Genomic DNA, 12,034 nt, shown 5'->3' with positions numbered 1-12,034 from the left:
TTTCTGGCTAAATTAGCAATTGCCCTAAACATTTTAACGATTGGATAAAAAACAACTTAAATACGACAAGGCTTACTTAAGAATGGCGCAAGAATGGGGAAAACTTTCTCATTGTAAACGTAAAAAAGTAGGCGCTCTTATTGTTAAGGATAGAATGATTATATCAGATGGTTACAATGGTACGCCTTCTGGTTTTGAAAATTATTGTGAAGACGAGGAAGGTTATACTAAATGGTATGTTTTACATGCAGAAGCAAATGCTATTTTAAAAGTAGCGGCTTCTACACAATCTTGTAAAGATGCTACTTTATACATTACCTTGTCTCCTTGCCAACAGTGTAGTAAATTAATACATCAAGCTGGTATTAAACGAGTAGTTTACTTAGATGCTTATAAAGATCCATCTGGTTTAGAGTTTTTAAAGAAAGCAGGCGTTGAATTGACACATTTACCTAATGAACAAGAATAATTTACCTATTTATTTTTCTATTGCTGTAATTTTTGGAATCCTTATTGGAATGTTCTTTGGTAAGGACAATGATATGATTCCTGGCAAAACATCTTCTAATGAACGTAAAATTAAACGATTAATTGACTACATTCAGAGTGATTATGTAGATAATGTAAATACAGATGAGCTTTTAGATGATGCTATTGCTAAAATGCTTGATAAATTGGATCCACATTCTGTTTATATACCTAAAGAAAATTTACAGTTAGTTACAGAAAATATGCAAGGTAACTTTGTTGGAATTGGTGTGCAGTTTAGAATGATTGGTGATTCTATTACTGTTATTGAACCTATTAAAGGTGGACCAAGTATTAAACAAGGTATTAAAGCTGGAGATAGAATTTTGCTAGCTGATAAAGACACTTTGTTTGGTAAAAAATTAGCTTCCAATCAAATTTTAAAACGTTTAAAAGGGAAACCCAATACACAAGTAGCTCTCCAGATTTACAGAAAAACAAATGATAGCCTTTTTACAGTTACTATTAATAGAGGAAAGGTAAATATTAAAAGCGTAGATGTTGCCTATATGCTTAATGATACTATTGGGTATATTAAACTAAATCGTTTTGCACGTAATACCTATAAAGAATTCAAGTCTTCCTTAACTAATTTATTGGGTGAAGGAATGAAAAGCTTGGTATTAGATTTACGTGGCAATGGTGGTGGTTTTATTGATATAGCCAACAAAATTGTAGATGAGTTTTTAGAAGATGATAAACTAATTGTCTATACAAAAAACAATAAAGGTGCTATTAACGAATCATTTGCCACTGAAAAAGGTGATTTTGAAAATGGTGATTTGTATGTTTTAATTGATGAAAACTCTGCCTCTGCCTCAGAAATTGTAGCAGGTGCTTTACAAGACAATGACAAAGGAATTATTATTGGAAGAAGGTCTTTTGGAAAAGGTTTGGTACAACAAGAAATGGATTTAGGTGACGGGTCTGCTGTACGATTAACAACTGCACGCTATTATACACCAACAGGAAGATCTATTCAAAAGCCTTATAAAAAAGAAGAGAGTGCTACAGATTACGATAGTGATATTCAAAGTAGATATTCCAACGGTGAGCTTTTTGACAAAGATAGTATTAAAACTGTAGATAGTTTAAAATTTACAACTCCTAAAGGAAAGATAGTTTATGGCGGCGGCGGTATTATTCCTGATGTATTTGTACCTGTAGATACCTCAGCTTATATTCCAACAATCTTCTTTAGACCGCTTAACAATTTTGCTTTTGAATATGTAGATGGCAACAGGAAAGAATTGGCAAAACTTTCTTTAAAAGACTTTATTGCTAATTTTGATAAGAACCAAAATGTATCTAGTAAATTTTTAGCAAAATTGAAAGACTTTAAGATTTCTGCTCGCACAAAAAAGCAGTTAGAGAAAAACCTTAAAACCCTTATTGCACGCGACTTATTTAATGATGAAGGTTTATACAAACTAAATCAACAAGAGGATAAAATGATTCAAAAAGTATTGGAATTAGAAAAAAAATAAAAAATGTGTCCCCTTTTTATTGCAGATAAACGTCTTACTAGTAAATAACTTTAAATTTTAAAATTATGAAAGATTTTATGATGATTTTTATCGGAGCTGATTACACTGACTTAGGGCTTTCTCCTGAAGAGATGCAAAACCGTATGGGAAAATGGTTTGCATGGAATGCTAAAATGGAAAAAGAAGGTGTGGTAGTTAGCGGAAATGCATTAACCCCTCAAATTCGTCGTATTGTTGGTAAAAATCGTACTGTAACAGATTTAACTTCTGCTGAAGTAAAAGAAATTGTTGGTGGTTACTACTTGGTAAAAGCTAACGATTTTGAAGCTGTTGAAGAAATTGCACAAGATTTTCCTGATTTTGATTTAGGCGGTACCGTAGAGATTAGAGAGATTATGGTATTTGATCAATAATGGATAACAAAATGCTAGACCATCTTTTCCGACATCATAGCGGAAAGATGGTTGCTGTTTTAACACGTATTTTTGGCCTCACACATCTTGAACTTATTGAAGATGCTGTACAAGACACTTTTTTAAAAGCCAGCATTCATTGGCGAAAACAACTTCCTGAAAACCCTGAAGCTTGGTTAACACAAGCTGCTAAAAATAGAGTGGTTGATATTTTTAGAAAGTTACAATCTGAGAAAAAGAATGCTCCTTTTCTTCAACAAGGTATTAACACTGTAGCTATTGAAGAACTTTTTTTAGAAAGTGAAATTGAGGATGCACAGTTACGAATGATTTTTACTGCTTGTCATCCTAAACTTGATGCTAAAGATCAAATAGCTTTTGCCTTAAAAACCATAGCTGGGTTTAGCAGTAAAGAAATAGCTGCTGCTCTATTAACTAAAGAAGAAACCATAAAAAAGCGCTTAGTAAGAGCTAGAAAAACTATTCATAAACACAACTTACAGTTTACCATTCCTCAAGGAAATCAATTACCTGAACGTATTGAACATGTATTAGAAGTTCTATATCTTATTTTTAATGAAGGTTTCCATTCTATAAAAAAAGAAGTATTAGTAAGAAAAGAATTATGTGGTGAAGCCATGCGTCTATGCAAATCTCTATTAAAAAATTCGTTTACTGCTAATTCTGCCAGTTATGCCTTATTTGCCTTAATGTGTTTTCATGCTGCACGATTAGATGCAAAGGTAAATGCGAATAATGAAGTGATAGATTTACAATCGCAAGATCGCAACTTATGGTCTTTCCCCTTAATTCAATTAGGCAATGCTATGATGAATAAAGCAGTTGTAAACAATGAATTTTCATCCTATCATTATGAAGCTGCAATTGCCGCTGAACATATTAAAGCTCCTAATTTTAATATGACTAATTGGACTAAAATTTTACAATGGTATGAATGTTTGTACCAACTAAACCCTTCTCCCTCTCTTTTATTAAACATGGGAGTGGTATGCCTGCAAACTAAAAACTATGTGAAAGCTAATTATTATTTTAACCAATTACAACCTGAAGATTTAGAGCAACGTGCTTATTTATATTATGGAGCCAAAGCTGACTATTTTTCTAAAACCAATAACGTTAATAAAGCTATTGAATATATAAATATTGCATTAACCAAAGTTAGCAACGAACTAGAAAAAACGTATTTAACCAAAAAGAAAACACAGTTATTAGCGCTTTAATAAACACTTTTATTTCTCTAATATGTTTTCACGGTGTTCTACTCCCCAAGCTACCATAGCATCCATAACTTTTGTTATACTTTTTCCCGATTCTGTTAACTCATATTCTATAAGTACAGGTCTGCTATCATATACTTTTCGTGATATTACCCCATTAACTTCTAACTCTTTAAGTTCTTTAGACAACATTCTTGGTGTAATGCCTCCTACATTTTCTTGAATATCTTTAAAACGTTTGTTATTATACAATAACGCTGCTAAAATTGGCAATTTCCATTTACCATTTAATACATTCATGGTATCATTCATTGCTAAAATATAACTCACACAACATTCTTCAATATGCGGGTAGGTTTTAATTATATCCATAAAACATAATAATTACTAACTTATATAGTTCAAAAATACTATTTGATTCTATTTATTGAAAATAGTTTACACCAATTAAATAGCACCATAATTTTCATAAAACTCTTCATACACAACTGAAAAAATAACCATCTAACTACTAATTTGAAAACATAATGATATACTTTAGTATAGTAGCGTTTAACAGTTATTATTATTCATTACAGTACATAAAGAATACTTTTAGCCTATGTATAAAACAAACATATTATGGCTAAATTAGTTATTATAACACACCCTTACTTATCAAACTCCATAGTTAATAAAGCTTGGCTTTCTGAGTTAGAGAAATATCCTAATGACTTTATTCTTCACGATATTTATGAACAATATCCCGACTTAAATTTTGATCTTGAAAAAGAACAACAATTACTAGAAAAATATGATGAAATTATTTTTCAGTTTCCTTTTTATTGGTTTAGTGCTCCTTTTGCTTTTAAGAAATATTTAGATGAAGTTTTTGCTTATGGCTGGGCTTTTGGCCCCGAAGGTGATAAACTAAAAGGTAAAAAATTAAGTTTGGCAGTTTCTATGGGAGGAAAGCAAGAAGCTTATGAAGCTGGTATTTCTGTACATGATTTATTAAACGATATTACTTTAAGCTTTACTTATTGTGGATGCGAAATAGGTAGTACTCATTTTTTCTATGGAGCTGAACATAATCCAGAAATGACTACCATTACTCAAAATGCAAAAAGCTATGTGAATACATTTCTATCTCAAAAAAACACCTACAAAATAAGAGTATAAAATTCTATTAGTAGAAGTAATTATAAATGTTTATTGTAAACATTTATAATTACTTTTATTAAGGTAAGTACTTTATCATTTAAGAGTATTCTTATTGATAAACAGCCTTACAATATCTTTTAGTTTAGAATTATTTTTTTCAATAGACTTAGTTTCTTTATTATATTTCATAAACATTTTTTCGTCATTTATAATACCGTGATACCCATCTGAAACATAAAGCAATGCGCTAGGCGTTAAATTACATTGGTTCTCAATACTTTTATAAGGAATGATATCATCTTGTTTATTTTTCAAGAATAGTAAAGGAATGTCAATTGTTTTAAAAATACTTTCATGTGATTTTTTTAAAGCATCCTCATTTAAGATATATCTGAAATTATCCTTAACATCATTATGGGTTAATTTACTCTCCTTTAAATAATTCTCAAATGCTTTTTCAAACTTATTTTCAGAGTATTCACCATCTATACTAAGTAAATAAAGACCATGATTAATTTTTGATTGGGTCTCAACAATTGAAGGTAAAAACTGTTGAGATATAGAAGGTAATAATCGAAACACTTTTAATAACTTTTCATAATAAATATAGTTTTGACTGTCAGATTCAAAGTCTTGTGAAATTTTATTGATTATAAACTTATTGTATTTTAATGTTTTTAAAAACAAATTTTCCATATCTGCTAAAGAACCTGATAAGGAAACTGTTTTTAAACTACCATCTTCTTGCAACTCTTTAATCTTAAAAGTATAATCATAAGTATTCTTTTGTAACGTACCTGAACCTCCATAATCATTCTCATTAAAAAAACTACTTATATAATCCTTTTCTATAAGCTCTTGAGATAGGTGCCCTCCCAATTTTATTAAAAGGAAATCTTTAGTTAATTTATACTGGTTTTCCAACTCTTCAAGTGTTTCCTTATAATATGCTACCATATTATAGAAACTATTTTTTACAGAATAAGACATTCCATCGTATGAAATAAGCCCTCTAACATCATATTTACTCTTGTTTTTTGTTTTATTATCGTAAGCAAATTGTAACATTAACCAGCCACCCCAACTAGTTGCATCAACAAAGAATTTTTTATATTTAAGGTTATATCTTTCAACTATAGTTTCAAATACCTTATTTGTTTCTGCATACATATCTTCAATTGTAGTGTTTTTTAATTTTTGTTCTAGAGAATTAGCCCCAACTCCATAACTTTCTCCAGAATCACCTCTTTGCAGATAAGAAATAACAAGATAATCTTTATATAAATTACTAGATACTCCATTATAAATTTTTCCTCCTGGCCCTCCATGTATTGTAAATATTACAATGTCAGATTTTTGGTTACCGTAAATTTTAACTGGAATTTGAAGCCCATCATGATTAACTATTGTTTTAAACGGAGCTTTTAATGGAATAATAGCATCTGCTGGTATTGTTGAATTTGTATTAACTGGTTCTTCTTGATTTATAGGTAATTTAATATCATCACTACAACTCAAAAAAAAAGCACAAGAAAAAACAATTACACACCTGAAAACATTATTTTTACACTTTATTTTGAATTTCATTTCTTAATTTTAATTTTAATTCCCAAAAGACAAAACAAGTTAAAATAATATTACCCTACCTAAAAATAAAAAATTAACATATTATTTATAAGCTAAAAACTCGCGCAAAATTTGTCTAATAGCTAATCAACTCAATTAAACGGCTTTTTTCTACTTATTTTTCAAAATAAAATAATATTAACCTCTGCTATGCTCTAGTTTTCTTTTTCTTACAAGTAAATTCCCTAAAAAGCTAGATTAAATTCTATTTTTACAAAAAATACAGATCATATAAAATGGGGACTTATATAAGGAAAACTTCTAAAAAAGAAGATTGTCCTATGGAAAAAACATTAAACATTATTTCTGGCAAATGGAAGTTAGCTTTATTATGTGAATTAAACAGAAATAAACGTAGACTTAGAGATTTAGAAAAACTAAATCCTGAAGCTTCTAAAAGAGCATTAACTCAACAACTAGGCGAACTGATTGAAGATGGTGTTATTGAAAAAAAAGATTTTGAAGTATACCCTAAAAAAGTTGAGTACGCTTTAACTCCTTTAGGTAAAGAACTAATGTTAGTTGTAAAAGTACTAGGTAAATTTGGTGAAAAACTCTAAATACATCATGAAATAATAGGGGTGAATTTGCCCCTTATTGTCTAAATAATTCTTCTAAAATACTTTTGCTGTTCTTAAACACACACAACATGAACAGAAGACTATTAGGAAATTTATTGACTACTATTTTTATAATTTTATCCATATCTGGATGTTTGCTTTACTTTTTTCCATTCCAAAAAAGCATTGCTTCTATACATACTTTTTTTGCGTTATTTTTTACATTAGGCGTTATTTTTCATATCATAAATAACAAAAAAGCTTTAACAAATTATATCTCCGGAAAAAGAGCTTCTTCTTTACAAAAACTACAAAGCCCTTTTATAATAATCTTATCATTTATTTTAGTGCTAAGCCTTTATTATCAACTTCCCCTAATAAGTGAGCTTTATAATTATGGTAATCGTATTAGAAACAAACAAATAGGTAAAAAAGAAAAAGATAACAACTATCAAATTATTGATTTACCAAATGCTATAGGTTCTAAAAATATACTTATTGAATTAAAAAAAGGCAACTCTTTTCAATATCCGCTCTTTGCAATATGGCTTGAAGACCTTAAAGGAAACTACATTAAAACATTATACGTTTCCAGAGTTATTGCTTCTAGTTCTTTTGATTATGGCATAAAGATAAAGAACAAATGGAAGCCGGCTATAGTTCGTCGTCCTGAATCATTACCTGTATGGTCTCATAAAAGAGGAATAATAGAGCAAGACAGTTTATATATTCCTTTGCACAACACTTCAGATTTAGACGCCTATTCTGGAGCAACACCTACAGGAAACTTTATTATAAACTCTAAAACTCATTTTAAAAAAAACACTGGTTATAAAGTATTCTTAGAATTAAATCAGTCCTATGACTGGAATGATTACTATACTAAAAATAAATTTCCTAATGATGCTATCTATACAGGTTCAGGAAAAGTAGGACAACCATCATTAGTCTATTCTTCAACTATAAATACAATAGATGATATTTCCAAAACTAACTATTTAATGGATTTAATTGGACACGGACATCATTCAGGAAATAACGGAAACCTTTATTCTGATTTATCAAATATAACTACTGCTAAAGATATAGCCTCTAGAATTATAATTACTATTCAATAACTTAAAACAGCAAACTCATCACTTTCAAACACTTAAACATTTTTAAATGATCATACAAATCAAAACTACTTTTTAACAAACAGTGTTTTTCCTTTGTATATATTTAGTTAATTTATTATCTTTATAAAGTATTTTAGCCACGCAAAACATTGCTTACTAACATATTAACCCACCCTTTTTAAATTATTTTCTATATAAAACTTAAGTAACCCCAACTTAAGCCATTCCCCAATGGTATTAGGTGATTTAATAACCTAAATATATACTCTATTATGAAACATTACCTTATAATTGTAGGGGTACTCTTATTGTCATTAAATCAAAGTATTGCGCAATGCTTTAGTGGTGGTGGAATTAACAACTACAACAACTTATCAAAAACAACTGGAAATACTACACTTGACGCACAGTTTAATCAAGAAAAAGGACTGATAGAAAATGTATTTAAAGTTTCTGTAGATTTATGGATAATGGATGATGGCAATAGTCCTAATGCTTTAGCTAATTGCCAATCAAGAAACCCAAGAGTTTACGATGGTACTGTACGGTTTGGAAAGAATTTAATGGTTAATGAGCTATACACCATGACAAAAGGTGGTTATGCTGTAGCAGGTATTTTAGCTCATGAGTTTGCACATATTTTGCAATGTAAAAAGAATAGTACATTCAGAGCTAGAGATCGTGAATTACAAGCTGATTTTTTAGCTGGTTTTTACATTGGTAGAAAAAGTTACTTGTACAACACCAATATTAAAAACTTTGCTAATAGTTTATTTGATGCTGGTGATTGGTATGACCCTTCACATCATGGTACTCCTGTGGAGCGTGTGAATAGCATGGTAGCTGGTTTTAAAAGTAGAAATGAATCTGTAGAAACTGCTTATTTAAATAGCATTACTTACATAAATAATGGTAAACGTACAATACTAACAGGTTTAGACAGAGCAAGAATAAAAAGAAAGGTAGCCTGTACACATAAAGTTACTTGCACACATAAAACTACCTGTAAGCACACCATGGCTTGCCAGCACAAAATTGCTTGCCAACATAAAAAAGCTTGTCAACACCGCATGGTTTGTCAACACATTGTACAAACCATTTACGGCCCTAGAAGATCGCATCAATATGATTTACAACATCCTTTTGACATTCAGCATCAATATGATTTACAACACGCTTTTGATTATAAACATCGTTTTGACTATCAACATACTTTTGATTTTAGACATCAGTATGACTATACTTATTAAATAGGTAAACAAAATTCTCTATATCCAGATGTACCCCCCAAGAGTCTCCCGAAAGTCCCCCAGACTTTAAACCTCGCTAATTTTCTGTTATCTTTTAGCGAGGTTTTTTATTGTATTAAATTTTACTATTTATATAAAACTAATTTAATTAAACATTCCAGACACCTTTACTTATTTCAACAACTTTTCCTCCTATTTGAATGCTGTATTTTTCATTTTCAAGTTTTCCTTTTAGCTTTACATAGGATTTTCTTCCCATTTGAAATCCTTGTTCAACTATTGCCGAAATTTCTGAAGACTCATTTTTTAATAAATACCCCAAAAAACAACCATTGGCACTTCCTGTAGCTGCATCTTCTATCAAACCTCCATTTTCTACGCAAAACATTCTAGCATTATAAGTGTGTTGTTTTTCAAATGTTTCTTTAGTGGTAAAAAACAACGATGTTGTTAACCCTGTTTCACTATTGGTTTTATACCTCTTTTTGTCAATTAAAAAATCTATTACCTTTTTAGAATCTAATTGTAGTTCACTTATCTCCTTTAAACCAACTAACGGAATAATAATATAAGGCAATCCTGTACTAATTTCTTCTATTGACTTTTCTTGATCTAACATTTCTAACTCTAATCCCAATCTATTAGCTATCTCTAAATGCTCATACGTAGTTGTAAATACTGGTTGTGCCTGCTCCATTGTAAAGTCGCTTTTTTCAAGATTGGTTAACGTAGCTATATCAATACCAATTTGAGCGTGTTTTAAGTTCAGTGTAATACTTTCTTTAGGATCTGACATTATATATTTTGAAATAATATAAGCTGTTCCTAATGATGGATGTCCTGCAAAAGGAACCTCATATTCAGGCGTAAAAATCCTAACATCAAATTCTTTATTCTGATGATTTCCTTTTATAAATGTGATTTCAGAAAAATTAAGCTCTCTTGCCATTTTAAGCATATTTTCTTCAGAAACCTTATTTTCAAAATCAATAAAAACAGCTAGTTGATTTCCACCATATTTTTGTGATGTAAACACATCTACTAAATAATATTCTATCGCAATCATTTTTTAAATTCAAAATTCGTTTATAAATGTAATTAACCTAAAGTTATAAACCTTCAAAAATAGCACCTATAAATTCTCCAATTCCTTCTAACATGCCCCCAAAAACGTCTCCAAAATCTAACCATGAAGTATCAAGATCTAAATCAGGAATGGCTACCCAACTCGCCGTAACATTATTTGCTAATCCTCCTAACATTTCTGTTTTCATTTTTATGTAATCACAGGTTTCACCTGTTAATAAGTGAAATGCCATAAAGTCTGGACCAGATGAAAATACACACATTGCCCAACAATGCCAATCTATACCTTCTCCTTTATGGTATTTTGATTTCTTAGATGCTTTTTTAACTTCTTCTGGTTTATAATACTTTTTTTTACCATATTCCTTAACCAGTATTTTTCCAATATCAGTTATATACTCTTTTTTATTAATTGGAGCAGATGGGCAATTCGATTCCATATTTATTTTGTTTATTTATTAAATTAAAATGCGCTGACTTAAAACTGTTTTATTATTTTTAAACTTACTCAAACCTTATTCATACCTGTCTCTAAAATCTTTACCGCTATCATATTCTACTGGATTAATGTAAGAAACTACACCTATTTCTGATTTTAAAAAACTTTTTAACTCCCTAAAATATTCAGTTTCTTTTTGCTCACAACCGTCAATAGTTAAACTAAACACAATTTGATTATCAGCCAAAATATTAACTCCAACCATTATTTTATCTGGGTTATTTTCGTATTTATTCCAATAAAACGTTTGATTTACTTTATCTTTCTCTACATAATAATTAATCATTTCTTCTTCTGATTTGAAGATATAATTTATATCGTCAATTTTTCCTGTATAATCTAAATTAAGCTTTTCATAGTCAGGAATAAACTTATTAAGTACCGAAAAGATTAAATCTTTGGATTTTTCTTCAACTAAAACTTGACAAATGACATCTCTCATTTTACTATTTTTCAAAATTAAGTTTAACTATGTATTAAATCTCATTTGAAATCATAACGAATGTAATTAATTTCAATAATTTATTGACTTCAAATAAAAAAAAGAATAACTTTATAAAGTGATTATTTAATCGCATCAAAATAACCTTGTTAGCTTTGTAAAATATTTTTTACTTGTTTTTAAAATAACAATAAATATTAATGCAGCTATAACTATGTATATTACTCATAAGCACCAAGCTTAACGGGTTGTAAATTTTAATTAATTTTTTATCTTTTTTATATGAAAACTGTTCTTTTAGCATTATTCTCAATTATCATGTTTACTACTTCTTATGGGCAAGAATCTAAAATATTAACAGCTACTTTTGATGGTCATGAAGATGGTGTTTATTATTTTTCAGATAATGATGATGATTACAGCTTTGAGAAAATTGAACCTGAAGCCGTAAAAGCTTTTGACTTAAAAAACAACTCTTTCCTTAATAAAACATTTAAAGTTGCATACAAAACTGAGGAAGAAGAAGATGAGTTTGGAAATAAGTATGACATTTTAATTATTATAAAACTAGACACAATAGATCAATAATAAATACGATAGTATACTTTTATAAGTATAGTATTCTAAAAACTAATAAGAACAAG

Annotated in this window: 14 protein-coding genes; 9 read left to right on the top strand and 5 right to left on the bottom strand. The window is 29.4% G+C overall.

From position 1 onward, the window contains the following. Nucleotides 1-40 precede the first annotated feature (40 nt). From ABNT65_RS17670 to ABNT65_RS17655, 4 genes are all read left to right on the top strand, one after another. The gene (locus tag ABNT65_RS17670) at nt 41-469 is read left to right on the top strand and encodes a dCMP deaminase family protein (RefSeq protein ID WP_348702855.1); all 429 of its coding nucleotides are present in this window, start codon (nt 41-43) and stop codon (nt 467-469) included. Next, the gene (locus ABNT65_RS17665; RefSeq protein WP_348746476.1) at nt 456-2,015 is read left to right on the top strand and encodes a S41 family peptidase; all 1,560 of its coding nucleotides are present in this window, start codon (nt 456-458) and stop codon (nt 2,013-2,015) included. The genes ABNT65_RS17670 and ABNT65_RS17665 overlap by 14 nt, the downstream gene beginning before the upstream one ends. Before the next feature lie 77 nt (nt 2,016-2,092). After that, a complete protein-coding gene (locus ABNT65_RS17660; RefSeq protein ID WP_348702853.1) occupies nt 2,093-2,428 on the top strand; it encodes a YciI family protein in 336 nt (111 codons plus the stop codon). 11 nt (nt 2,429-2,439) lie between these two features. After that, nucleotides 2,440-3,669 (top strand): RNA polymerase sigma factor, encoded by a 1,230-nt coding sequence (locus ABNT65_RS17655; RefSeq protein ID WP_348746475.1) that lies wholly within the window; start codon nt 2,440-2,442, stop codon nt 3,667-3,669. A gap of 9 nt (nt 3,670-3,678) precedes the next feature. Here ABNT65_RS17655 and ABNT65_RS17650 read toward each other — a convergent pair whose 3' ends face one another. Then, nucleotides 3,679-4,038, bottom strand: coding sequence for a helix-turn-helix domain-containing protein (locus ABNT65_RS17650; RefSeq protein WP_348702850.1), 360 nt, complete (start codon nt 4,036-4,038; stop codon nt 3,679-3,681). 249 nt (nt 4,039-4,287) lie between these two features. Here ABNT65_RS17650 and ABNT65_RS17645 point away from each other — a divergent pair, with 249 nt between their 5' ends. Next, entirely contained in the window at nt 4,288-4,827 is a 540-nt protein-coding gene (locus tag ABNT65_RS17645; protein ID WP_348702849.1) for an NAD(P)H-dependent oxidoreductase, read from the top strand. 75 nt (nt 4,828-4,902) lie between these two features. Here ABNT65_RS17645 and ABNT65_RS17640 read toward each other — a convergent pair whose 3' ends face one another. After that, the gene (locus ABNT65_RS17640; RefSeq protein ID WP_348702848.1) at nt 4,903-6,396 is read right to left on the bottom strand and encodes a hypothetical protein; all 1,494 of its coding nucleotides are present in this window, start codon (nt 6,394-6,396) and stop codon (nt 4,903-4,905) included. A gap of 275 nt (nt 6,397-6,671) precedes the next feature. Here ABNT65_RS17640 and ABNT65_RS17635 point away from each other — a divergent pair, with 275 nt between their 5' ends. The 3 genes from ABNT65_RS17635 (at nt 6,672) to ABNT65_RS17625 (ending at nt 9,363) form a co-directional block, all read left to right on the top strand. Continuing rightward, on the top strand, nt 6,672-6,995 hold the full coding sequence (locus ABNT65_RS17635) for a helix-turn-helix domain-containing protein (RefSeq protein WP_348702847.1): 324 nt from the start codon (nt 6,672-6,674) through the stop codon (nt 6,993-6,995). Between the two features lie 89 nt (nt 6,996-7,084). Further along, nucleotides 7,085-8,113, top strand: coding sequence for a hypothetical protein (locus ABNT65_RS17630; RefSeq protein ID WP_348702846.1), 1,029 nt, complete (start codon nt 7,085-7,087; stop codon nt 8,111-8,113). A 272-nt stretch (nt 8,114-8,385) separates the two neighbouring features. Further along, nucleotides 8,386-9,363 (top strand): hypothetical protein, encoded by a 978-nt coding sequence (locus ABNT65_RS17625; RefSeq protein WP_348746474.1) that lies wholly within the window; start codon nt 8,386-8,388, stop codon nt 9,361-9,363. A gap of 148 nt (nt 9,364-9,511) precedes the next feature. Here the strand turns inward: ABNT65_RS17625 and ABNT65_RS17620 are convergent, their stop codons facing one another. The 3 genes from ABNT65_RS17620 to ABNT65_RS17610 form a co-directional block, all read right to left on the bottom strand. Beyond that, entirely contained in the window at nt 9,512-10,429 is a 918-nt protein-coding gene (locus ABNT65_RS17620; protein WP_348746473.1) for a PhzF family phenazine biosynthesis protein, read from the bottom strand. Between the two features lie 43 nt (nt 10,430-10,472). Next, nucleotides 10,473-10,889, bottom strand: coding sequence for a hypothetical protein (locus ABNT65_RS17615; protein WP_348702843.1), 417 nt, complete (start codon nt 10,887-10,889; stop codon nt 10,473-10,475). Between the two features lie 75 nt (nt 10,890-10,964). Continuing rightward, nucleotides 10,965-11,390 carry a hypothetical protein gene (locus ABNT65_RS17610; protein ID WP_348746472.1) on the bottom strand — a complete coding sequence of 142 codons (426 nt, stop codon included), beginning with the start codon at nt 11,388-11,390 and terminating at the stop codon, nt 10,965-10,967. Between the two features lie 282 nt (nt 11,391-11,672). Here ABNT65_RS17610 and ABNT65_RS17605 point away from each other — a divergent pair, with 282 nt between their 5' ends. Next, nucleotides 11,673-11,978 carry a hypothetical protein gene (locus tag ABNT65_RS17605; protein WP_348702841.1) on the top strand — a complete coding sequence of 102 codons (306 nt, stop codon included), beginning with the start codon at nt 11,673-11,675 and terminating at the stop codon, nt 11,976-11,978. Nucleotides 11,979-12,034: the final 56 nt, after the last annotated feature.

The sequence above is a fragment of the Tenacibaculum sp. 190524A02b genome (assembly GCF_964036645.1).
GTDB classification, from domain to species: Bacteria; Bacteroidota; Bacteroidia; order Flavobacteriales; family Flavobacteriaceae; genus Polaribacter; species Polaribacter vairaonense.
This window is presented reverse-complemented; position numbering and strand designations above follow the sequence as displayed.